The following is a 21,677-nucleotide window of genomic DNA, read 5'->3' as shown; positions in this document are numbered from 1 at the left end:
TTTCCTCAGGATCGCATCATGAGCGGACCATCCGACTACCAGCCGAGCAATCCGGCCCTGCAATGGATCGAGCGGCGTCTGCCGATCTTTGGTCTCATCCATTCCTCCTTCGTCGCCTATCCCACCCCGCGCAACCTGAACTATTGGTGGACCTTCGGCGCCATCCTCTCCTTCATGCTGGCGATGCAGATCCTGACCGGCGTGATCCTGGCGATGCACTACACGCCGCAAGCCGATCTCGCCTTCAAGTCGGTCGAGCTGATCGTTCGTGACGTCAATTACGGCTGGCTGCTGCGCAACATGCACGCGGTCGGCGCGTCGATGTTCTTTGTCGCCGTCTACGTTCACATGTTCCGCGGCCTTTACTATGGGTCGTACAAGGAGCCGCGCGAGGTGCTGTGGATCCTCGGCGTCATCATCTACCTGCTGATGATGGCGACGGGCTTCATGGGCTACGTGCTGCCCTGGGGCCAGATGAGCTTCTGGGGCGCCACGGTCATCACCAATCTGTTCTCCGCCATTCCCTATGTCGGCGAGAGCATCGTGACGCTATTGTGGGGCGGCTATTCGGTCGGTAACCCGACGCTGAACCGCTTCTTCTCGCTGCACTATCTGCTGCCGTTCCTGATCGCGGGCGTTGTCGTCCTCCACGTCTGGGCGCTGCACGTCGCCGGTCAGAACAATCCTGATGGCGTCGAGCCGAAGACGGAAAAGGACACGGTGCCGTTCACGCCGCACGCGACCATCAAGGACATGTTCGGCGTCGCCTGCTTCATGCTGCTCTACGCCTGGTTCATCTTCTACATGCCGAACTATCTCGGCGACGCCGACAACTACATCCCGGCGAACCCGGGCGTGACGCCGCCGCACATCGTGCCGGAATGGTATTACCTGCCGTTCTACGCGATCCTGCGCTCGATCCCGAACAAGCTCGCGGGCGTCATCGCGATGTTCGGGGCGATCATCATCCTTGCCTTCCTGCCCTGGCTCGACAGCGCCAGGACGAGGTCGTCGAAGTATCGTCCGCTGGCCAAGCAGTTCTTCTGGATCTTCGTCGTGGTCTGCATCCTGCTCGGCTATCTCGGCGCGCAGCCGCCGGAAGGCATCTACGTGATTGCCGGCCGGGTGCTGACGGTGTGCTACTTCGCCTACTTCCTGATCGTGCTGCCGCTGCTCGCGCGCATCGAGAAGCCGCGACCGGTTCCGAACTCGATCTCGGATGCTGTGCTGGCCAAAACCGGGAGCAGATCGACGCCGATGGTGTCGACCGCGATCGTGCTGGCGCTCGCCGGTTCGTTGTTCGCGGGTTCGATCGACAGCGCGAAAGCGTCCGAAGGCAGCGACCAGCCGCCGGCCAACAAATGGTCGTTCTCGGGCCCTTTCGGTAAGTTCGACCGCGGCGCGCTCCAGCGTGGCCTGAAGGTCTACAAGGAAGTCTGCGCCAGCTGCCACGGCCTGTCCTACATCGCCTTCCGCAACCTCGCGGAAGCCGGCGGCCCCGGCTATTCGGTGGCGCAGGCGACGGCGTTTGCCTCCGAGTACAAGGTCAAGGACGGCCCGAACGATGCCGGCGACATGTTCGAGCGTCCGGGCCGGCCGGCGGATTATTTCCCCTCGCCATTCCCGAACGAGCAGGCCGCGCGTGCGGCGAACGGCGGTGCGGCACCGCCGGACCTGTCCCTGATCACCAAGGCGCGCTCTTATAAGCGTGGCTTCCCCTGGTTCATCTTCGACTTCTTCACCCAGTACCAGGAGCAGGGTCCGGATTACGTCGCGGCCGTGCTTCAGGGCTTTGAAGAGAAGGTGCCCGAGGGCGTCACCATCCCGGAAGGCTCCTATTACAACAAGTACTTCCCGGGTCACGCCATCAAGATGCCGAAGCCGCTCAGCGACGGCCAGGTGACCTACGATGACGGCTCGCCGACCACGGTCGCGCAATACGCCAAGGACGTCACCACGTTCCTGATGTGGACCGCAGAGCCGCACATGGAAGCGCGCAAGCGCCTCGGTTTCCAGGTGTTCGTGTTCCTGATCATCTTCGCGGGCCTGATGTACTTCACCAAGAAGAAGGTCTGGGCCGGCTCGCACTGAGTGGCGCGAGACGAGAATGAAGAAGCCCCCGCGGGGGCTTTTTTGTTGGGCTGTCATTCCGGGGCGATGCGCAGCATCGAGCCCGGAATCCATTCCTCCACCAACGCCGTAGCCCGACGGATTCCGGGTTCGCCCCTGCGGGCGCCCCGGAATGACCTGAGTGTGGATTGCGTCATCCTCTTGCACCCGCCAGAATACCCACAACCGCTCCCCCAAAACTCATCGGAGGACACCATGGGAACCACCATCACCTTCAAGCGCCCGGACGGCAAGGACGCCTCGGGCTATCTCGCCAATGCCGGGCGCGGCAACGCGCCGGGCGTGGTCGTGATCCAGGAATGGTGGGGCCTGTCGGACCAGATCAAGGGCCTGTGCGATCGCTTTGCGCTCGCGGGCTTCGATGCGCTGGCGCCGGATCTCTACAAGGGCAAGGTGGTGCCCTATCACGATACGGACAGTGCCAACAAGGAGATGAACTCGCTCGACTTCATGGACGCCACCACGCAGACGGTGCGCGGCGCCACGCAATATCTGTCGCGCAACGGCGCCAAGGTCGGGCTAACAGGCTTCTGCCTCGGCGGCGCCGTCACCATCATCGGCGCGACCAAGATCCCGGAGCTCGCGGCCGGCGTCGTGTTCTACGGCATCCCGCCGGAGCAGGCGGCCAAGCCCGCCGACGTCAAGATCCCGCTCCAGGCTCACTTCGCCAACAAGGACGATTGGTGCACGCCGGAGTTGGTCAATGGCTTCGAAAAGGCCATGAAGGCCGCCGGCAAGTCGCTGGAGCTGTTCCGCTATGACGCCGAGCACGCCTTCGTCAACGAGCAGCGCCAGGCCGTGCACGACCGCGAGGCCGCCGAGCTCGCCTGGGGCAGGGCGACGGAGTTTTTCCGAAAGCATCTCGGCTGATAGCCCGTAGCCCGGATGGAGCGAAGCGTAATCCGGGGATTGTCTCGTGGCATGACCCCGGATTACGCTGCGCTCCATCCGGGCAACAGCCCTTGGCGCCGCCCTTGACGCCGCCCCCGCGCCATGGTGAGTATCCGCCCCATGAGCACCGCCGTCCGCCCAGCCCGTCTCTGGTGGCGCACCTCCTAACGAGGTGGCCGTGCGATTTTCTTTTCCCAAATCGTCTGAGGTCGCCAACGCAGTGCGGCGGCCTGATCGTTTGTCCTGTGTGGCGTTCCCTCGGCAAGTTTCGTAAGAGGACGACATGAACAGGACAGTCTTTGCCCTCCCGGCCAGAAGCGACTACGTGACCCGCGCAGGTCTCGCGATCACGCGCGTGGCCGAGCAGTTCACCGGCGGCGCGAGCCGGCTCGACGATCTCGTCAACCTGCTCGACCGCCGCCGCGGCGTGGTGCTGTCCTCGGGCACGACCGTGCCCGGCCGCTACGAGAGCTTCGATCTCGGCTTCTCCGACCCGCCGCTCAAGCTCGAGACATCAGGCGTCAATTTCAAGCTGGAAGCGCTGAACCAACGCGGGCAGGTGCTGATCGCCTTTCTCACTGAGGTCCTGCGCGAGCCCTGCGTGGTGATCTCCGAGAAGACGGCCACGCGGCTTGCAGGTCACATCATCCGCGGCGATGCGCCGGTCGAGGAGGACCAGCGCACCCGGCGTGCCAGCGTGATGTCGCTGGTGCGCGATCTCGTCGCCGCCTTCTCCGCCAATGACGACGGGCTGCTCGGCCTGTTCGGCGCCTTCGCCTACGACCTCGTCTTCCAGATCGAAGACCTCGTGCAGAAGCGGCCGCGCGAAAACGACCAGCGCGACATCGTGCTCTACGTGCCCGATCGCCTGCTGGCCTATGACCGCGCCACCGGCCGCGGCGTGGTGCTCACTTACGATTTCGCCTGGAAGGGCAAGTCGACCGAAGGCCTGCCGCGCGAGACGGCCGACAGCCCATATCTGAAGACGCCGCGCCAGGGCTTTGCCGATCACGCGCCCGGCGAATATCAGGCCACCGTCGAGACGGCGCGCGCAGCCTTCGCGCGTGGCGATCTGTTCGAGGCGGTCCCGGGCCAGCTCTTCGCCGAGCCCTGCGACCGCTCGCCGGCCGAAGTGTTCCAGCGCCTCTGCGTCATCAACCCCTCGCCCTATGGCGCGCTGATGAATCTCGGCGAGGGCGAGTTTCTCGTCTCGGCCTCGCCGGAGATGTTCGTGCGCTCGGACGGCCGCCGCGTCGAGACCTGCCCGATATCAGGCACGATCGCACGCGGCACCGATGCGATCGGCGATGCCGAGCAGATCCGCCAGCTCCTGAACTCGGAGAAGGACGAGTTCGAGCTCAACATGTGCACCGACGTCGACCGCAACGACAAGGCGCGCGTCTGCGTGCCCGGCACCATCAAGGTGCTGGCGCGGCGGCAGATCGAGACCTATTCGAAGCTGTTCCACACCGTCGACCACGTCGAGGGCATGCTGCGCCCCGGCTTCGACGCGCTCGACGCCTTCCTCACTCACGCCTGGGCAGTGACGGTAACAGGCGCGCCAAAGCTCTGGGCGATGCAGTTCGTCGAGGATCACGAGCGCTCGCCGCGGCGCTGGTATGCCGGCGCGATCGGCGCGGTGAATTTCGACGGCAGCATCAACACTGGTCTTACCATCCGCACCATCCGCATGAAGGATGGCTTGGCTGAAGTGCGTGTCGGCGCGACCTGCCTGTTCGATTCAGATCCCGCCGCGGAAGACCGCGAATGCCAGGTCAAGGCTGCCGCCCTGTTCCAGGCGCTGCGCGGCGATCCGCCAAAGCCGCTGTCGACCTTTGCGCCCGATGCCACCGGAAGCGGCAAGCAGGTGCTGCTGATCGATCACGACGACAGTTTTGTCCATATGCTCGCCGACTATTTCCGCCAGGTCGGTGCCAGCGTTACCGTGGTCCGCTATGTGCATGCGCTCGACATGCTCAAGCAGAAGAAGTGGGATTTGCTGGTGCTGTCGCCCGGCCCCGGCAGGCCGGAGGATTTCGCGATCAAGAGGACCATCGATGCGGCGCTGGAGAAGAGGCTGCCGGTGTTCGGCGTCTGCCTCGGCGTGCAGGCGATCGGCGAATATTTTGGCGGCGAACTCGGCCAGCTCACCCATCCCGCCCACGGCCGGCCCTCGCGGGTGCAGGTGCGCGGCGGCCGCCTGATGCGCAATCTGCCGAACGAGATCGTCATCGGCCGCTATCACTCGCTGTTCGTCGAGCGCGACAGCATGCCCGAAGTTCTTAACGTCACCGCCAGTACCGAGGACGGCGTCGCCATGGCGCTCGAGCACAAGACCCTGCCCGTCGCCGGCGTGCAATTCCACCCGGAATCGCTGATGTCGCTTGGCGGCGAGGTGGGGCTGCGTATTGTTGAAAACGCGTTCCGGCTGGATGCGCGCGTTGATTGAGAGGCACCAAATGACCTTTGACCACGATCTGAAGGCGAGCGTCCGCACCATTCCCGACTATCCCAAGCCAGGGATCATGTTCCGCGACATCACGACCTTGCTTGCGGATGCGCGCGCCTTCCGCCGCGCGGTTGACGAGCTCGTCAATCCCTGGGCCGGCAACAAGATCGACAAGGTCGCCGGCATGGAGGCGCGCGGCTTCATCCTCGGCGGCGCAGTGGCGCATCAGCTCTCGGCCGGCTTCGTGCCGATCCGCAAGAAAGGCAAGCTGCCGCACACCACCGTGCGCATCGCTTACTCCCTCGAATACGGCATCGACGAGATGGAGATGCATGTCGACGCCATCCTGCCCGGCGAGCGCGTGATCCTGGTCGACGATCTCATTGCCACCGGCGGCACCGCGGAGGGCGCGGTGAAGCTGTTGCGCCAGATCGGCGCCAACGTCGTCGCGGCCTGCTTCATCATCGACCTGCCCGAACTCGGCGGCGCCGCCAAGCTGCGCGCCATGGACGTGCCCGTGCGCACGCTGATGACGTTCGAGGGGCATTGACCAATATAGAGCCCGGGTAATTCCAGGCTACGATCGCTGCAGAATCAGGTTCAGCTCGAGCTCCCGGAAGGCGATGTAGTTTCGCCGGGTCCACTGGTGCAGCTCGGTCGAGGCGTCCTTCTCCTGACGCAGATAGCCGGTGAAAGAGAAGGTCAGCCGGTCGATATAGGTCTTGAGGAAGCCGGGGAGCGCGGGCAGGCGGAACAGCCGGCCGCCGGCCATCGCGGGCGGCAGCTCGCCGCGCACGACATATTCGTTGTCGACCGTGATCAGGTTCATGCGCGGGATCTGCGCGCGCAGCATCTCGTGCGCGCGGGCCGAAACGCGGTCGGTGTCGGCGACGAACAGGATCTGAGGCGCGACGTGACGGCGGGCCGCCTCCTTCAAGAGGCCGATCTCCTCGGTCATCTTGAAGAACTCGTCGAAGGCGTGGAAGCCGAGGTCGATCACCTTGGCAAGGCCATCATCGACGATGACGCGGTCCATCAGCTGCATCTTGCCGTAGGTGTCGATCACGTCCGCGGTCTCGGTGATCTTCGGCAAGTAATCCAGCAGCGACGGCTCCTTCAGGTTGACGTCGAAGGCCGCGACGTCACCATTCTTGAGCAGCAGAAATTCGCTCAATAGCCGCGCCAGCAGGGTCTTGCCGACCTGCGGGCGGGGCGAGCAGATGATGTAGACGGGTGTCGCGGGCATTACGCATTATCTGAGCGAACTTGTCGCCCAATCCAGCCGCATCAGCCCTGCTTGCGCAACTATTTTTCGCTGTTGCGGGTGACGGGTTTCGAACCGACGATGTCGGTCAGCCGGATCCGGTCGAACTCGCTCCAGACATTCGCGAGCCAATGCCGGACATAGCCGCGCAGCACGAACGAATAGTTCGCGGCGTCGTCGTTCATGCCCTTGTTGGCGACGAATTTCAGGAACGGGACGGAGGAGACCTCGACCTGCTCATAGGCCATTTCATTGAGCTTGGGGATGGTCAGCTCGGTCGCGTCCTTGATGCGGTGGAAGTAGGAATTGTAGGTCGACTGGTCCCACTGGAAGAACTGGGTGTCGTTGATGAAGTTCTTCACCAGGAAATATTTTGCGCCGTTCATGAAGCCCGCGGTCTCGGCGATCTCCTCCAGCGAGGCGATCGAGGGGCCGAGGATGTGGAACACCGCGAAGGTGATCTGGCCGGCCTTGGCAGCGTCGAGGAAGCCGATGTCGCGGAGCGAAGCCAGCGCCGGCGAGAGCAGGCCGGCGCGGACGTCAATGACGGTCACCGACGGGCTCACCGCGTTGAGCGTGTCGAAGATCTTCATCTGGTCGGCCGTGGTCGTCATGTCGACGATCTCGGTGATGTCGGGGTGGAAGCGCTTCAGGGTTCCGCGCGGCGACTCCGTGTCGAACGCACGCGTCGGCACGTTGTTGGCGGAAAAATAATCGAGCAAGGTACGCGACACCGTGGTCTTGCCGACCCCGCCCTTGTCCGCGCCCACCACAACCACTGCCGGCTTTGCCATTGCTGTCCCCTAACGCGCGCCCCCGATCGCGAGGTCGCAATCGGCCGGGCCCCAAATCGATGTCCCGAGTCTGCTGTTGGGCGCGAACATGGCAGAAACAAGGGAGAATTCAAATTCCGTAGGCCCCAGTTACGGCAATTCCCGAGGTTTTTCCCAATCGCGGTGAAACTCGCCGCGTGTGGCGGGAATCAGGTGCTCAATGGCGGCCCCAAGGACCCATAGAGTTACCCATTGGATTGGCCGCCGGGTTGCTGGGGGCGGTTCCGGAGGGACTGGGGGCGGGCACGGGCGGTGGGCTGGCCGATCCGTCGGCGTCATCCCACGGGCCATGGCGCAACGGCGGCGGGGCGTCCTGCTGCCGGTCGGCTTGCGCCCCCAGCTCCTCCGTCTCCTCCGTGAGCGTCGGCAGGGGGCCGGGGTCGCGGCCGCCGGCAAACTTGACCAGCGCGTCGACCCGGGACTGCACCGAGGGGTGGGTCGCGAACAGATCGGCAAAGCCCTCGCGCGGGTTGTCGACGCAGAGCTCCATCACCGCCGAGGTCGCGCCCGGCAGCTCGCCGCGGCCCTCGATCTTGCGCAGCGCCGAGATCATGGCGTCGGGGTCTTTCGTCAGCTCGACCGAGCCGGCGTCGGCGAGATATTCGCGCGACCGCGACAGCGCGAGCTTGACCACCTGCGACAGCAGCCAAGCCAGCACGATCAGCACGACCGCGATGATGATGACGATGATTGCGCCGCCGCCGGAGCTCTTGCTGTCGCTCGACGACGAGGACGACCGCGACGAAGAGGAGGAGCCTGAGGACCACGAGCCGCCGGAGCTGGGGCTCCAGTCAAAGCTCGTGAACAGGCGGAAGAACAATTCACCGAAGAAGCCGACCACGCCGGCGATGATGACGGCGACCACCATGAGCTGCACGTCGCCGTTCTTGATGTGGGTCAGCTCGTGGCCCAGCACCGCCTCGATCTCCTTGTCGTTCAGCGCATCGAGGAGACCGGTGGTGACGGTGATGGAATATTGCCGCGGATTGAGGCCGGTCGCGAACGCATTCAGCGCCGGGCTCTCCATGATCTTCAGCTTCGGCATGGTGATGCCGCGCGAGATGCAGAGGTTTTCGAGCAGGTTGTAGAGCCGCGGCTCCTCCTGCCGGGTGACGTCGTGGCCGCCGGTCACGGCGTCGATCATCGACTGGTGGAAGAAATAGGCGATCGCGATCCAGGCGATCGCCGCAATGGTCGCGAAGGGCGCGGCTTTGAGCAGGTCGGCGAAGGCGCGGCTCAGATAGTAGGCCACCGTGCCATTGCCGTTGATGACGACTTCGGCCACCAGCGCGCCGGCATAGACCAGCACGTAGGCCAGCATGAACAGGCCGGCGAGCAGCAGCATCGAACGAAACTTGTTCGAGGCGATGTGCGTGTAGAGACCATACGCGGCCATGACGCGGGTGCCCTGCCGGCCTATCGGCTCAAATCAGAACTTCACCTGCGGTGTCGCCTCGACCTCGGTGCGGCTGGTGCCGAGATCGAAGAACTCCTTCCTGGTGAAGCCGAACATGCCGGCGAACAGCGCAGCGGGCATCTGCTGGATGCCGGTGTTGTATTCCTGGACTGAATTGTTGAAGAAGCGGCGGCTCGCCGCGATCTTGTTCTCGAGGTCGGAGAGCTCGCTGGCGAGCTGCTGGAAATTGGCGTTGGCCTTGAGGTCGGGATAGGCCTCCGACAGCGCGATCAGCCGGCCGAGCGCGCCGGAGAGCTGGTTCTCGGCCGCGGATACCTGCGCCGGTCCCTGCGCCGACATCGCCGAGTTGCGCGCCTTGATGACGTCGTCGAGCGTGCCGCGCTCGTGCGAGGCGTAGCCCTTCACCGTCTCGACCAGGTTCGGAATCAGGTCGTGGCGCTGCTTGAGCTGGACGTCGATGTCGGCAAAGGCCTGGCCGACGCGCTGGCTCAGCGCCACCAGGCGGTTGTAGGCGCTGAAGGCCAGGAACACGAGGACGACGATGACGCCGAGAACGATCCAGCCGGTCGACATGGAGAACTCCTGAAGGGGGAAGAAGGCGGGCGCTAGGGTAGACCAAATTGGCGCGAAGCGAGAGCCCGGCGCAGAGGGGAGGTAAGGCTTGGTCGGATCAGGAACCACCCAAGTTCAAGGCCAAAGTGCCGGACGAGGTTAACTTTCGGACATGATCGCATCGCCCCAGCGCCAGCGTCGGGCGTCCGCATAGGCGGGCTTGTCGCGTCGTGGGACTTTGGTCAGCGCGACCCCAGCCTCGGTGCAGAGCTTCGCCGTGATCTCGGCCTTGTTGACATCCGGCGGCGCCAGCACGCGAGCGGCGCGCGCGGCGGGCGGCGTGCGGGTCAGGGCGACGTAGATGAAGCGCTCGTCCTCGAATGGCACCTCGGCGCCCTTGATCTGCCGGTGCGCCTGCGAGCGCGGCAGGCGCTGGGAGAAATGGCACCAGTCGGGCGCGATGAGCGGGCACGGTTTTTCGTGTGGGCAGGGTGCGGCGACATAGGCGCCTGCCGCGCTCAGCTGCTGGCGCAGGGCGAGGATGCGCGCGTAGCCGGCGGGCGTACCGGGCTCGATCACCACCAGCGCGTGGCGCGCTTTCGCCCACATCGCGTCCGCGAGCTTGCGCTGGTCGCCTTCGTTGAGCTCGCCGATGATGTAGCTGGCGACGACGAGATCGGCTTGAGAGACCTCGGCGAGGTTACCGCCGGCGTCACCGGGCAGGTAGCGGCAATCTGCCAGACGCGTGCTATCACGGGCCAGTTCGAGCGCGAGCCGGCTAAGGGTGGCGTTGGCGTCGAGTAGGGTGAAATCTTGCAGCGACGGAAACGCCTCGGCAGCGGCCCAGCTGGCGGTGCCCGGACCTGCGCCGACGTCCAGCAATGTTTCCGGAGCGAAGTCCGGCGCGATCTCGGTCAGCGCATTCAGGCTTGCGGCGACGGCCGCGTAGGTCGCCGGCATGCGCGCCAGCGCATAGGCGAGGGCATCGGCCTCCGACTTGATCGTGCCGGAGCCGCCGCCGGCGCGATAGGTGGTCGAGATTTTCTGCGATCGCTGTGCGGCGTCGCTGCGCGGGAAGCCCTGGAGCTTGCCGTCGAGGGCTGCTTTCAGTTCGGCGGGGAGGGTGGGTGCGATCATCTTCCCATCGTCATGCCCCGCGCAGGCGGGACATCCAGTATTCCGAGACGGTAGCCGTCAACCGAGAAGCCGCGGCGTACTGGATCATCCGCTCCAGTGCGCAATTTGCGCACAAGGCGGATGATGACGTCAATGGTTGTGGCGCGAGATTCCGGGTTCTGGCTTTGCGAGCCCGGGCCGACGGCAGAGATATCACGCCACGTTCTGGTCGAGAATGTCCACGGCCTCTGCGAGGCTCACCGACACCAGCTGCGAGACGCCGCGCTCGGCCATGGTGACGCCGAATAGCCGGTTCATCCGCGCCATCGTGATCGGATTGTGCGTGATGATGATGAAACGGGTGTCGGTCGAGCCGGTCATCTCGTGCAGCAGGTTGCAGTACCGTTCGACGTTGTGGTCGTCGAGCGGCGCGTCGACTTCGTCCAGCACGCAGATCGGCGAGGGGTTGGTGAGGAACACCGCAAAGATCAGCGCCATCGCGGTCAGCGCCTGCTCGCCGCCGGAGAGCAGGGACAGCGTCTGCGGCTTCTTGCCCGGCGGCTTGGCGATGATTTCGAGACCGGCTTCCAGCGGGTCGTCGCTCTCGATCAGATGCAGCGCGGCCTCGCCGCCGCCGAACAGCTCGACGAACAGGCGCTTGAAGTGGTTGTTGACGATCTCGAATGAGGTCAGGAGCCGCTCGCGCGCTTCCTTGTTGAGGCTCTGGATGCCTTGGCGCAGCCGCTTGATGGCCTCCACCAAATCGTCGCGCTCGGTGACGAGGCCGGTGTGCTGGGTCTCGACCTCGCGCAGCTCTTCCTCAGCGCGCAGGTTGACTGCGCCCAGGCGCTCGCGGTCGCGGCGCATCTTTTCGAGGTCTTCCTCGATGTCGTGCAGCGGCGGCAGCTCGGCGCCGGGCTCGATCTCGGCGAGGCCGGCGACGGCCTGCGGCTCGACTTCGAGCATGTCGCGGATCTCGCGCTCGATGTCCTCGAGCCGGCGCCGCGCGCTTTCCATGCGCTCCTCGGCGCGGGCGGTGGCCTCGCGGGCGCTGGAGAGCGCCTCTAACGTCAGCTTCGCGACGCGGTCGGTCTCGGCCATTGCGGTTTCCGCGGTGGCGAGCGCATCGGCGGCCATGCGGCGATCGTTCTCGGCGTATTCGATCTCGGTGATCAGCGCGCTGCGCTTCTCCGCGAACACGGCCGGCGCGTTTTCGAGCTCGCTGCGCTCGATCGTCAGTTCGGCGATGCGGGCCTGGATGGTGTCGATGTGGGAGGCCGCGCTCTCCTTGCGGTTCTGCCACTCGGTGCGCTCGGCCAGGATCGCCTGCACGCGGCGGTCGGCGAGCTCCGCCTCGCGGGCCAGCGCCTGCGCCTCGGCGCGGACCTGGGCGGCCATGCGGCGATGGGCTTCGATGTCGCTGCGGACGGCGGCGAGACGGGTCTCGGTGTCCTCGCTCGACGGTAGTTCGCTGATGCCTGCTTCGGCATATTCGTAGGCTGCCTCGGCCTCGGCACGGTCGGCGGCGAGACGGCTGTGCGCTTCCGACAGCGTCGCCTTGCGTGCGGCGTGGCGGCTGATCTCGCGCTCGGCACCAGCGTGGCGCTCGCGGGCAACGTTGAGCTCGCGCTGCGCGGCCCGCCAGGCTTCGCGGCTGGCACCTTCGGTGCTGGCGGCCATCTGCAGCTCGGACTCGGCGTTCTCCAGCGCCTGGCGCTTGATCTGCGCGTCGATGCGGGCCTGCTCCAGCTCGTTCTCGATGTCGACGAGGCGGGCGCGTTCGGCAAGCCGCCGCGCGGCACCGGTCGGGGCGTGGGCCGCGGCGACAAAGCCGTCCCAGCGCCAGACATCGCCCTCCGGCGAGACCAGCCGCTGGCCGGTCTTGAGCTGCGAGACCAGCTCGGCGCCGCGCTCGCGCGGCACCACGCCGATCTGCGCCAGACGGCGCGCCAGCTCGGCCGGCGCCTGCACATGGTTGGCGAGCGGAACGACGCCCTCGGGCAGCTCCGGATCGCCGTCGGTGACGCCGGCATTGGTCCAGCGCATCGGCGCCGACGGATCGACCGGCGCGTCGAGATCGTCGCCGAGGGCGGCGCCGATCGCCTTCTCAAAACCCTTGTCGACGGTGATGCCGTCGATGATAGGCGGCCACAGATTCTTGGTCTCGCCGTTGACGATCTTCGAGATCGTGCGCGCCTCGGTCTCGAGCCGCTGCACGCGCTTGTCGGCTTCGACCAGCGGCGAGCGCGAGGATTCCAGCGTCTGGCGCGCGGCGACATGGGCGGCTTCGCTCGCCTGCGCCGCGGCTTCCGAAGCGGCCAGCGTCTGCTCCGCGGTCTCGACCAGGGCGGTCAGCTCGTCGAGATCGCCGAAGCCGCCGGTCTCCTGCGCAAGCTTCTGCTCTTCCGCCGCGACACTCGCGATCTCCTGGTCGAGCCGGGCGAGCTTGTCGCGATGGGTGCGGACATTGGCTTCAAGCTGGTTGCGCTTGGCGGTGAGGTCGGCGAGCGCGGTGGTGAGCTCGGCGAAGCGCTGCTCGGTTTCGGTCAGCACCGCCTCGGCTTCCGCGACGCGCTCGTCGACGCCGGAGCGCTTCTCGACGCGCGACTTGATCTCTTCCTTCAGCTCGGCGTCCTCAGTGTCGAGCCGCTGCAGCGCGACGTCGGCGTCCATGGTCTGCTGCTGGGCGCGCGAGATGTCGCCCTCGAACTGGGCGAGGCGGCGCTCGAGCTCGGCGACGCGCTCCTTGGCGCGCTCTTCCTCGCGGTCGAGCTGCTCGCGGGCATTGGTGAGGCGCTGGAGCCCGGCCGCGGCGCGCGCTTCGGCATCGCGCAGCGCCGGCATTTCGGCGGCGCGAATGGCCTGGATGCGGGCGGCTTCGGCCTGGTGCTGGGTGCGCTCGGCCATCTCGCGGACCGCGAGATCGTGCGTCTGCCCGGACTCGTTGACGTCGGCATGGGCGCCGATCCAGCGCAGATGGAACAGGGTTGCTTCGGCCTTGCGCACCTTGGCCGCGACCTCGCGGTAGCGCACAGCCTGGCGGGCCTGCTTCTTCAGGCCTTCCATCTGGCCGGAGAGCTGGCCGATCACGTCCTCGACGCGGGTGAGGTTGGTTTCGGCCGCCTTCAGCCGCAGCTCGGCCTCGTGACGGCGGGCGTGCAGGCCGGCGACGCCGGCGGCGTCTTCCAGCACGCGGCGGCGCTGCTCGGGCTTGGCCTGGATGATTTCGCCGATCTTGCCCTGGTGGACGAGCGCCGGCGAGCGCGCACCGGTGGCGGCGTCGGCGAACAGGATCTGCACGTCGCGAGCGCGCACGTCGCGGCCGTTGATGCGATAGACCGAGCCGGCCTCGCGCTCGATGCGGCGGGAGATTTCGAGAAGCTGGCTGTCGTTCATCGCCGCGGGCGCGGTGCGATCGGCATTGTCGATCGTCATCGTCACTTCGGCGTGGTTGCGCGCGGGACGGTTGCCGGAGCCGGCAAAGATCACCGCGTCCATGTCGGCGGCGCGCAGCGACTTGTACGAGGTCTCACCCATCGCCCAGCGCAGTGCCTCGACGAGATTCGACTTGCCGCAGCCATTGGGTCCGACCACGCCGGTCAGGCCGGGCTCGATAACGAAGTCCGTGGGCTCAACGAAGGACTTGAAACCGTGAAGGCGCAGGCGGGTGATTTTCATAAGCACGCATCTCTGTTGGCAGGCGCGAATCCCCTGCCGGGACAATACCATGGAAGGCGTTGTCGCTGTCTGGGCGAGTCGCGCGAGGCGGCTCGTGCGGCGGACAATGGCCGTGGTGCGCCGCGAGGGCAACCGGCGAGAGCCGCTTTTCCCAAGGGATTTATGCCGGGAATGATACGGCTTTAGATGCGCGAATCAGGATTGTGGCGTTGCGAATCAGCTCTTCAGCAGCGGATTGATCTTCTTGGCAAACTCCTCGAACGAGGCCTCGCCCTTGATCTTCTCGCCGTTGATGAAGAAGGTCGGCGTCGAGTCAACCTTCAGAACGTCGCTGGCGTATTTCTGGTCCGCGGCGATCTTGTCGAGCAGCGACTGGTCCTTCAGGCAGGCCTCGACCTGCTGCTGGGTGAGGCCGGCCTGCTTGCCGATCCGCGTCAGGGTCTCGGTGGTGTTCTTCATCACCCAGTCGCTCTGCTGGCGGAACAGCATGTCGGTGACCGCGAAATATTTCGGCGCGTCGTCCTTGGCGATGCAGCGCGACAGCATCGAGCCGGCGGCGGCTTTGATGTCGAGCGGGAACTCGCGGAAGATGTAACGTACCTTGCCGGTGTCGATGTATTCCTTCTTGATCTTGGGGAACACCTGCTCGTTGAAGGCCGCGCAGTGCGGGCAGGTCATCGAGGCGTATTCGGTGATGGTGACGGCGGCATCCTTCGGGCCGAGCGCCATGTCGGGCAAAGACACCGGCTTGGCCACATCCGCGGCGGATTGCGCCATTGCTTCAGGGATCATGGCCTCGGAGATGAACCGCAGCGGCGAGAGTCCGGCGAGCGCGGCAAGCCCGGTCAGCGACAGCATCGTGGTGAAGGCGCGGCGGGTGATGATCAAGGTCGGCTCCCGGATTGGCAAGGTGTCGCCCCAGGGGTCTATCGAGTTCCCGCTCGGGCGGCCTGTCGCTAGCTTGAAACGTCGTTTGAGGCAATGGCGAGCGGCAAGTCGGGGTCCAGATTAGCTAGGGAATGAGGCTCAATTTCGCTTGATGGCGGCCCCGAGCCGCGCGAGCGCCGTCTTGAGCTGTTCATCTTCGATGTCGCCCAGGCTCTCCGCCACCTTGGCCACCGCTTTGGGATCCGGCGGGCCGGGCCGCACCCGCCGCCGGGGGCGCGACAGGGGGGCCTGGCGGAAGGCCAGCTTGCCGACCGCGCTCCAGCCGAAGAAGCGGTTGACCCGTTCCAGGATCACATCGGCCGAATGCTGGATCTCCAGCGCCATCGGCCCTTCGACCCGCAGCACCAGCGTCGCCGGCTCCTGCGGCTGGCCCTCCACCGGCCGCGGCCATTGCATCTTCAAGGGCTCGGCATGCGCCGCAATCTCCGGCCCGGCAATCTCCGCCCACCGCGTCACCAGCTCGCGCGCCGCAAAACCCTGCTTGGCATAGGCCTCGGCAAAGACGTCGTTGAGCAGGAGCGACAGCGGCTTGGCGCTGATGGGACCCGGCTTGGGAGGGAATTTGGACATCGGGACCTTATAGCACCGCGCGCGATGTCTCAGAAACTGCTGCCGTCATGGCCGGGCTTTGTCACGGCCATCCACGTCTTGCCGCGAAGAAAGACGTGGATGCCCGCGACAGGCGCGGGCATGACGTGGAGAGACCGGCGCGTTGCCGCTACAGTGTAGCCATGAGCCCCAGATCTGCCCTCATGGCCAAGTCGGAACCAGTTCAGTCGAAAGCCTCATCGCGCCCGAAACTCCTACTCGCCTGGTACGACCGCCACCGCCGCCGACTGCCTTGGCGGGCAGCGTCCGGAGAGGCACCGGACCCTTACCGCGTCTGGCTGTCGGAGATTATGCTCCAGCAGACGACGGTGAAGGCGGTCGGGCCCTACTTCGAAAAATTCGTCGCGCGCTGGCCTGACGTCACGGCGCTGGGGCGGGCCTCGCTCGACGACGTGCTGCGAATGTGGGCCGGGCTGGGTTACTACTCGCGGGCGCGCAACCTCCATGCCTGCGCGATCGCGGTGACGCGCGAGCATGGCGGCGTCTTTCCCGACACAGAGGAAGGCCTGCGCGCGCTGCCGGGCATCGGGCCTTACACGGCGGCCGCGATCGCCGCGATCGCGTTCGATCGCCGCACCATGCCCGTCGACGGCAACATCGAGCGGGTGGTGTCGCGCCTGTTCGCGGTCGAGGACGAGCTGCCGCAGGCCAAGCCGCTGATCCAGCAGCTGGCCGCGACGCTGCTGGCGGATTCTCGTGCCGGCGACAGTGCGCAGGCGCTGATGGACCTCGGCGCCTCGATCTGCACGCCGAAGAAGCCGGCCTGCTCGCTGTGTCCGCTCAACGAGGATTGCATCGCGCGTGCGCAGGGCACGCAGGAAACATTTCCGCGCAAGGCGCCGAAGAAGAGCGGAACGCTCCGGCGCGGCGCTGCCTTCGTCGTCACGCGCGGCGACGAGCTGCTCGTCCGCTCAAGACCCGAAAAGGGTCTGCTCGGCGGCATGACGGAGGTGCCGGGCTCAGATTGGCTCGCCGGTCAGGACGACGCGGCGGCGAAGCAGCAGGCGCCGGAGCTGAAGGGGCTGACGCGCTGGCAGCGCAAGGTGGGCGTCGTCACCCACGTCTTCACGCATTTTCCGCTGGAGCTGATCGTCTACACGGCGAAGGCGGAGGTCCGCACCAGGGCGCCCGAGGGCATGCGCTGGGTGCCGATCGCCACGCTTGCCGGCGAAGCGCTGCCCAACGTCATGCGCAAGGTCATCGCGCATGGATTGGATCTCTAGCGTCCAACCCTGCTGACATCATGCTGGCAGCAGGCCTGCGTTATCCCCTTCGTCGGCAACGGAGGTTCGTATGGTCAAGACTGCGCTGGACAACTTTCGAAAGCCGCCCTGCGCCGAGCTATTGGGCTGGCGCCTGCTCGATGCCCGCCCGCAGGAGGGCTGGATCAAGCTCGGCTTCGAGGGCAAGCCGGAGTTCTGCAATCCAGCAGGCTTCATCCAGGGCGGCATGCTCTCGGCCATGCTCGACGACACGATGGGCCCGGCCGTGCTCGTGATGAGCGAGGGCCGGCTCTACACCACCACCATCAGCATGACCGTGAACTTCCTCAGCCCCGCAAAGCCGGGCCCGATCATCGGCGAGGCCAAGGTGACGCAGCTCGGCAAGACCATTGCGTTCGTCGAGGGCAAGCTGACGGCGGAGGACGGCACCGTGCTGGCGACGGCGAGCGCGAGCGAGCGGCTGCTGGAGGCGGCGAGGGTGGTGAAGTGAGGTGTGCACCGCTCTCTCACTCCCTCGCCCCGTTCTTACGGGGAGAGGGTTGGGGTGAGGGGCTTCTCTCCACCCGGGAGATTGTCGAGAGACCTGTACCCCCTCACCCGGATTGCATCTTCGATGCAATCCGACCTCTTCCCGCAAGCGGGGCGAGGTGAAGAGGAGTCCGCGGCTCGACGATCAGCAAAAACTCACGCCCCCGCGCGCGTCGCGCCTGCGTTCACGATCGCCGGCTTCGCATTCAGCGCCTCGACCTGGAATCCCGCGACGCGCTTGTAATTGGCGGCGATGTCTTCCAGCTCCTGCTGCGACAGCACGTCGGTGACGACCTCAAAGCCGTCGGGCGCGCGCTCCTCGACCAGCTGCATCACCTGCTCGGGACCGTTCTTGCGGTTGAGCAGGACGAGGTCGGTGGTCGCGGGCCGCCGCTCGGCCTCATAGGCGAGCAGCGCGGCTTCCGTCGGTCCATGCGCCAGGATTTCGCGCGTGATGACGCGTGCATCGAGGATCGCCTGCGAGGCGCCGTTCGATCCGATCGGGTACATCGGATGTGCGGCATCGCCCATCAGCGTGACGCGGCCAAACGTCCATTGCGACACCGGATCGCGGTCGACCAGCGGATATTCATAGGCGTGCGGGCAGTTCTTGATCAGGCCGGGCACGTCGAGCCAGTCGAACGTCCAGCTCTCGAACCAGGGCAGAAACTCCTCCAGCCGCGCGGTGCGGTTATAGTCCTCGCGGCGCCATTGATAGGTCGGCGGCATGTGGCGCTCGGCCACCCAATTGATGAGGTGATTGCCCGCTGCATCCGGCTCTTTCGAGATCGGGTAGCAGACGAATTTCAGGATTTCGTGACCGGCCATGATCATGGTGCGGCCGCTGAGGAAGGCCTTCGCAGGCGTGACGCCGCGCCAGAGGATGCGGCCGTTCCAGATCGGCGCGCCTTCGCCCGGGTACAGCTTTTCGCGCGCGGCGGAATGGATGCCGTCGGCGGCGATCAGGATCGCGCCGTCGTAAGTCTCTGCGGCCCTACCGGTCGCCTTGTCGATGAAGTCGACGCGCACGCCTCCCGCCGTCTCGGTCCAGCCGGTCAGATGATGGCTGGTGAGAATGTTCTCGCGGCCGAGCCGCTCGACCGTGGTGTCGAGCAGGAGCTGCTGGAGCGTGCCGCGATGGATCGAGAATTGCGGCCATTTGTAGCCGGCCTCCAGCCCGCGCGGCTCGCTCCAGATCGGCTTGCCGTGCTTGGAGAAATAGGCGAGCTCGCGGGTGCGCACGCCGCTGGCATCCAGCTTGTCCATCAAGCCGAGCTCGATCAGTTCGCGCACCGCATGCGGCAGCACGTTGATGCCGACGCCAAGCGGCTTCAATTCCGCGACGCTCTCGAACACTTTTACGGGAACGCCGATTCCGTGCAGGCTGAGCGCAAGCGTCAGCCCGCCGATGCCGCCACCGGCGATGAGTACCGTCATGACAAAACCCCTCCGACTGCGGGCGTCTTGGCATAGGCGGGCGGCGGTGGGCAACTGCGAAGAGGGGCTCGTGCTATGGACCTGACGGCCGACAGCCGCTAATTTCCAGCTTTCCTAGGAGGTCCGACATGCTCAAGCTCTATTACGCCACCGGCACCTGCGCGCTCGCCACCTACATCACCCTGGAGGAGGTTGGCGCCGACTACACGGCCGAGCGGCTGAGCTTCAAGGACAACCAGCAGAACAGTCCGGACTATCTCGCGATCAACCCGAAGGGCCGCGTGCCGGCCCTGGTGACCGATCGCGGGATCCTGACCGAGACGCCGGCGATGCTGGCTTATATCGCGCAGACCTTTCCCAAGGCGAAGCTCGCGCCGCTCGACGATCCCTTCGATTTCGCCCAGGTGCAGTCGTTCAACTCCTATCTCTGTTCGACCGTGCACATCAACCATGCCCACAAGATGCGCGGCGCGCGCTGGGCGACGCAGGAGAGCTCATTCGCCGACATGAAGGCGATGGTCCCGAAGACCATGGCGGCCTGCTTCGCCCTGATCGAGCAGAAGATGTTCAGAGGGCCCTGGGTGATGGGTGAGCAGTTCACGATCTGCGATCCCTATCTCTACACGCTCTCGACCTGGCTCGAAGGCGACAGCGTCGACATCAACGCGACGCCGAAGATCGCCGATCATTTCAAGCGCATGTCGGATCGGCCCGCGGTGCGCAAGGTGATGGACGCGCAGAAGGCGTAGCGCGCGGCCACACACTCAGGCTCTTGTAGGGTGGGCAAAGGCGCGAAGTGTCGTGCCCACCATCTTCCCACGATTGTAAGAGCGGTGGGCACGCTTCGCTTTGCCCACCCTACGAGAGCTTGCGCTTGGCTTGCTCCAACTCCCGTCCCGTCGCCAGCATCAGCCGCCGCAGCCAGATCGAGCCGGGGTCCATCTGCGCGCGCGTCGGATGGAACATGAACTGCTCGTCGATCCCAGGGTCGAGCGGCGGCGTCACCGTGACGAGGCCGAGCTGCTTCGACAGCGCCGCGATCAGCCTTCGCGGCACGAAGGCGACGAGATCGGTGCGGGCGGCGACGTGCAGCGCTTCGAGATAGCCTGCCACCACCAATGAGATGTGCCGCTCGATGCCCTTGCTGCGCAGCCATGTGTCGATCAGGTCCTCAGCGCTGCCGCGGATGATGACGCCGACATGGCGTGCGGCCAGGAACGTTTCGCGCCGCGTGAGCTTCGCAGCCATCGGATGGCCGCGCCGCACCGCCAGCGCGTCGCTGTCGGTGTAAAGCAGCTGGCGGTGAAAGCCCTTGAAGGCGTTGCCGATCGAGATCACGAGGTCAATGGTGCGGGCGAACTCGGCGTGGAAGATCGCAGATCCGCGCCACGGCACGATCTCGATGCGGACGTTGGGCGCAAGGCGCGTCACCTTCTCCATCAACGGCGGCATCAACAGCTCGACCGCCAAGTCCGGCATCATCAGGCGAAATTGCCGTTCGCTGCGCGCCGCGTCGAAATCCTCAGGCACGAACAACCCGCGCACCTGGTCGAGCGCGTGGGCGAGCGGTGCGCGGAGCGCCTCGGCCCGGGGCGTCAGTTCCATCCGCGCGCCGGTGCGCACCAAAAGCGGATCGCCAAAGATGTCGCGCAGGCGCTGGAGCGCATGGCTCGCTGCCGGTTGCGACAGGCCGATCCGAAGTGCGGCGCGGCTGACATTGGCCTCGCGCAGCAATGCGTCGAGGGCGGTCAGCAAATTGAGGTCAAGCGAATTCAAATTCATGAGGTGAATAGATATCATATTCGCTATCGATTTGAAGAATTCCCGTTGAGCGGCGATGTTCTCGGTGTTGCCACCAAACGGAGATGCCGCCATGAGCGCGAGCGCCAACAAGAAACTGATGCAGGATATCTTTGCCGCCGCCGCCAACCCTGACCCCGCCGCGCGTGACCGCGCGCTATTCACCGCGAGCCTTGCCGACGACGCCAAATGGGTCGTGACCGGGCAATATTCCTGGTCGCGCACCTTTTCGGGCAAGGAGGCGATCCTCAACGATCTGCACGGATATGTCCGCACCCGCCTGCGTGACCGCACGCGCACGGTCGCCCACCGCTTCATTGCCGATGGCGACATCGTCGTGGTGGAAGCCAAGGGCGACAACGTCACGCCCGAAGGCGTCCGTTACGACAACGACTATTGTCTCGTGTTTCGCCTGGAGGACGGCAAGATCAAGGAGATCCGGGAATATTGCGACTCGGTCCTGACCGAGAGGGCGCTCGGTCCTTTTCCGCAAGCGGGCGTGAGGGCTGCGAGCTGAGTGGATTGAGCTGCATCACGTCCGCCGGCCGATCTCGTCCGTCAGAGCCGGTGATGATCGTGCGGGCCTGGCAGACGCTGGTCGAGATGGTTCGTATCAGGCGCGAGCGGTCTCGGGCACGGTGTCAGCTCGCCGCCATGACCGAACGGGAGCTTCAGGACTGTGGGATGAGCAGGGCGGAGATTGCGTACGAGCTGAAGAAGCCTGTCCGGCGGAAGTAGGGAGCGGGAGCAACTGCCGACAAAATCAGCAGGTTTTGTCGGCGCTGCCGCAGCTCTGCGTGAA

The 21,677-nt window shown here is 65.6% G+C and carries 19 protein-coding genes; 9 read left to right on the top strand and 10 right to left on the bottom strand.

Annotation, left to right across the window (positions count from 1 at the left end; all coding sequences use genetic code 11):
• The first annotated feature begins 18 nt into the window (after positions 1 to 18).
• The 4 genes from fbcH (at position 19) to ACNJX8_RS31680 (ending at position 6,020) form a co-directional block, all read left to right on the top strand.
• Positions 19 to 2,091 carry a cytochrome b/c1 gene (gene fbcH, locus ACNJX8_RS31695; protein ID WP_128935589.1) on the top strand — a complete coding sequence of 691 codons (2,073 nt, stop codon included), beginning with the start codon at positions 19 to 21 and terminating at the stop codon, positions 2,089 to 2,091.
• 234 nt (positions 2,092 to 2,325) lie between these two features.
• Positions 2,326 to 3,000, top strand: a complete 675-nt coding sequence (locus tag ACNJX8_RS31690) for a dienelactone hydrolase family protein (protein WP_439358016.1) — start codon at positions 2,326 to 2,328, stop codon at positions 2,998 to 3,000.
• Positions 3,001 to 3,304: 304 nt separating this feature from the next.
• The gene (locus ACNJX8_RS31685; protein ID WP_439358015.1) at positions 3,305 to 5,470 is read left to right on the top strand and encodes an anthranilate synthase component I; all 2,166 of its coding nucleotides are present in this window, start codon (positions 3,305 to 3,307) and stop codon (positions 5,468 to 5,470) included.
• Between the two features lie 10 nt (positions 5,471 to 5,480).
• Positions 5,481 to 6,020 carry an adenine phosphoribosyltransferase gene (locus ACNJX8_RS31680; RefSeq protein ID WP_128935586.1) on the top strand — a complete coding sequence of 180 codons (540 nt, stop codon included), beginning with the start codon at positions 5,481 to 5,483 and terminating at the stop codon, positions 6,018 to 6,020.
• 27 nt (positions 6,021 to 6,047) lie between these two features.
• On the opposite strand, the gene ACNJX8_RS31675 is transcribed toward ACNJX8_RS31680, so the two are convergent.
• From ACNJX8_RS31675 to ACNJX8_RS31640, 8 genes are all read right to left on the bottom strand, one after another.
• Positions 6,048 to 6,716 carry a hypothetical protein gene (locus tag ACNJX8_RS31675; RefSeq protein WP_439358014.1) on the bottom strand — a complete coding sequence of 223 codons (669 nt, stop codon included), beginning with the start codon at positions 6,714 to 6,716 and terminating at the stop codon, positions 6,048 to 6,050.
• Between the two features lie 59 nt (positions 6,717 to 6,775).
• On the bottom strand, positions 6,776 to 7,528 hold the full coding sequence (locus ACNJX8_RS31670) for a hypothetical protein (RefSeq protein ID WP_128935584.1): 753 nt from the start codon (positions 7,526 to 7,528) through the stop codon (positions 6,776 to 6,778).
• 196 nt (positions 7,529 to 7,724) lie between these two features.
• Positions 7,725 to 8,963, bottom strand: a complete 1,239-nt coding sequence (locus ACNJX8_RS31665; protein WP_439358013.1) for a M48 family metallopeptidase — start codon at positions 8,961 to 8,963, stop codon at positions 7,725 to 7,727.
• Between the two features lie 33 nt (positions 8,964 to 8,996).
• Complete coding sequence (locus tag ACNJX8_RS31660; RefSeq protein ID WP_439358012.1) at positions 8,997 to 9,557, bottom strand: LemA family protein; 561 nt, start codon at positions 9,555 to 9,557, stop codon at positions 8,997 to 8,999.
• 138 nt (positions 9,558 to 9,695) lie between these two features.
• The gene (locus ACNJX8_RS31655) at positions 9,696 to 10,673 is read right to left on the bottom strand and encodes a small ribosomal subunit Rsm22 family protein (protein ID WP_439358010.1); all 978 of its coding nucleotides are present in this window, start codon (positions 10,671 to 10,673) and stop codon (positions 9,696 to 9,698) included.
• 192 nt (positions 10,674 to 10,865) lie between these two features.
• A complete protein-coding gene (gene smc / locus ACNJX8_RS31650; protein WP_128943717.1) occupies positions 10,866 to 14,330 on the bottom strand; it encodes a chromosome segregation protein SMC in 3,465 nt (1,154 codons plus the stop codon).
• Between the two features lie 216 nt (positions 14,331 to 14,546).
• Positions 14,547 to 15,218 (bottom strand): DsbA family protein, encoded by a 672-nt coding sequence (locus ACNJX8_RS31645; protein WP_091894218.1) that lies wholly within the window; start codon positions 15,216 to 15,218, stop codon positions 14,547 to 14,549.
• A 138-nt stretch (positions 15,219 to 15,356) separates the two neighbouring features.
• Positions 15,357 to 15,848, bottom strand: coding sequence for a DUF721 domain-containing protein (locus ACNJX8_RS31640; protein ID WP_128935580.1), 492 nt, complete (start codon positions 15,846 to 15,848; stop codon positions 15,357 to 15,359).
• A 161-nt stretch (positions 15,849 to 16,009) separates the two neighbouring features.
• Here ACNJX8_RS31640 and mutY point away from each other — a divergent pair, with 161 nt between their 5' ends.
• Both mutY and ACNJX8_RS31630 read left to right on the top strand, forming a co-directional pair.
• Entirely contained in the window at positions 16,010 to 17,110 is a 1,101-nt protein-coding gene (mutY, locus tag ACNJX8_RS31635) for an A/G-specific adenine glycosylase (RefSeq protein WP_439358009.1), read from the top strand.
• A gap of 70 nt (positions 17,111 to 17,180) precedes the next feature.
• Positions 17,181 to 17,600, top strand: coding sequence for a PaaI family thioesterase (locus tag ACNJX8_RS31630; RefSeq protein WP_439358008.1), 420 nt, complete (start codon positions 17,181 to 17,183; stop codon positions 17,598 to 17,600).
• A 194-nt stretch (positions 17,601 to 17,794) separates the two neighbouring features.
• Here ACNJX8_RS31630 and ACNJX8_RS31625 read toward each other — a convergent pair whose 3' ends face one another.
• Positions 17,795 to 19,075, bottom strand: coding sequence for a flavin-dependent oxidoreductase (locus ACNJX8_RS31625; protein WP_439358007.1), 1,281 nt, complete (start codon positions 19,073 to 19,075; stop codon positions 17,795 to 17,797).
• A gap of 128 nt (positions 19,076 to 19,203) precedes the next feature.
• Here ACNJX8_RS31625 and ACNJX8_RS31620 point away from each other — a divergent pair, with 128 nt between their 5' ends.
• On the top strand, positions 19,204 to 19,824 hold the full coding sequence (locus ACNJX8_RS31620; RefSeq protein ID WP_128935576.1) for a glutathione S-transferase family protein: 621 nt from the start codon (positions 19,204 to 19,206) through the stop codon (positions 19,822 to 19,824).
• Between the two features lie 109 nt (positions 19,825 to 19,933).
• Here the strand turns inward: ACNJX8_RS31620 and ACNJX8_RS31615 are convergent, their stop codons facing one another.
• Positions 19,934 to 20,857: a LysR family transcriptional regulator gene (locus ACNJX8_RS31615; RefSeq protein WP_091894200.1), complete on the bottom strand. Its 924-nt coding sequence runs from the start codon at positions 20,855 to 20,857 to the stop codon at positions 19,934 to 19,936.
• 91 nt (positions 20,858 to 20,948) lie between these two features.
• On the opposite strand from ACNJX8_RS31615, the gene ACNJX8_RS31610 reads away from it, so the two are divergent.
• Positions 20,949 to 21,392, top strand: coding sequence for a nuclear transport factor 2 family protein (locus tag ACNJX8_RS31610; protein ID WP_128935574.1), 444 nt, complete (start codon positions 20,949 to 20,951; stop codon positions 21,390 to 21,392).
• Positions 21,393 to 21,445: 53 nt separating this feature from the next.
• Entirely contained in the window at positions 21,446 to 21,613 is a 168-nt protein-coding gene (locus ACNJX8_RS31605) for a DUF1127 domain-containing protein (RefSeq protein WP_439358006.1), read from the top strand.
• Positions 21,614 to 21,677 lie beyond the last annotated feature (64 nt).

Origin of the sequence: Bradyrhizobium sp. SPXBL-04 (assembly GCF_051853035.1) — a bacterium.
GTDB lineage: Bacteria > Pseudomonadota > Alphaproteobacteria > Rhizobiales > Xanthobacteraceae > Bradyrhizobium > Bradyrhizobium zhanjiangense.
The sequence above is the reverse complement of the archived record's forward strand: the minus strand, read 5'-3'. Positions and strand labels throughout refer to the sequence as shown.

Bases quoted from the DNA above. Each gene is read 5' to 3' on its own strand.
- fbcH (WP_128935589.1), top strand. From the start codon at position 19: ATGAGCGGACCATCCGACTACCAGCCGAGCAATCCGGCCCTGCAATGG.
- ACNJX8_RS31690 (WP_439358016.1), top strand. From the start codon at position 2,326: ATGGGAACCACCATCACCTTCAAGCGCCCGGACGGCAAGGACGCCTCG.
- ACNJX8_RS31685 (WP_439358015.1), top strand. From the start codon at position 3,305: ATGAACAGGACAGTCTTTGCCCTCCCGGCCAGAAGCGACTACGTGACC.
- ACNJX8_RS31680 (WP_128935586.1), top strand. From the start codon at position 5,481: ATGACCTTTGACCACGATCTGAAGGCGAGCGTCCGCACCATTCCCGAC.
- ACNJX8_RS31675 (WP_439358014.1), bottom strand. From the start codon at position 6,716: ATGCCCGCGACACCCGTCTACATCATCTGCTCGCCCCGCCCGCAGGTC.
- ACNJX8_RS31670 (WP_128935584.1), bottom strand. From the start codon at position 7,528: ATGGCAAAGCCGGCAGTGGTTGTGGTGGGCGCGGACAAGGGCGGGGTC.
- ACNJX8_RS31665 (WP_439358013.1), bottom strand. From the start codon at position 8,963: ATGGCCGCGTATGGTCTCTACACGCACATCGCCTCGAACAAGTTTCGT.
- ACNJX8_RS31660 (WP_439358012.1), bottom strand. From the start codon at position 9,557: ATGTCGACCGGCTGGATCGTTCTCGGCGTCATCGTCGTCCTCGTGTTC.
- ACNJX8_RS31655 (WP_439358010.1), bottom strand. From the start codon at position 10,673: ATGATCGCACCCACCCTCCCCGCCGAACTGAAAGCAGCCCTCGACGGC.
- smc (WP_128943717.1), bottom strand. From the start codon at position 14,330: ATGAAAATCACCCGCCTGCGCCTTCACGGTTTCAAGTCCTTCGTTGAG.
- ACNJX8_RS31640 (WP_128935580.1), bottom strand. From the start codon at position 15,848: ATGTCCAAATTCCCTCCCAAGCCGGGTCCCATCAGCGCCAAGCCGCTG.
- mutY (WP_439358009.1), top strand. From the start codon at position 16,010: ATGAGCCCCAGATCTGCCCTCATGGCCAAGTCGGAACCAGTTCAGTCG.
- ACNJX8_RS31630 (WP_439358008.1), top strand. From the start codon at position 17,181: ATGGTCAAGACTGCGCTGGACAACTTTCGAAAGCCGCCCTGCGCCGAG.
- ACNJX8_RS31625 (WP_439358007.1), bottom strand. From the start codon at position 19,075: ATGACGGTACTCATCGCCGGTGGCGGCATCGGCGGGCTGACGCTTGCG.
- ACNJX8_RS31620 (WP_128935576.1), top strand. From the start codon at position 19,204: ATGCTCAAGCTCTATTACGCCACCGGCACCTGCGCGCTCGCCACCTAC.
- ACNJX8_RS31615 (WP_091894200.1), bottom strand. From the start codon at position 20,857: ATGAATTTGAATTCGCTTGACCTCAATTTGCTGACCGCCCTCGACGCA.
- ACNJX8_RS31610 (WP_128935574.1), top strand. From the start codon at position 20,949: ATGAGCGCGAGCGCCAACAAGAAACTGATGCAGGATATCTTTGCCGCC.
- ACNJX8_RS31605 (WP_439358006.1), top strand. From the start codon at position 21,446: ATGATCGTGCGGGCCTGGCAGACGCTGGTCGAGATGGTTCGTATCAGG.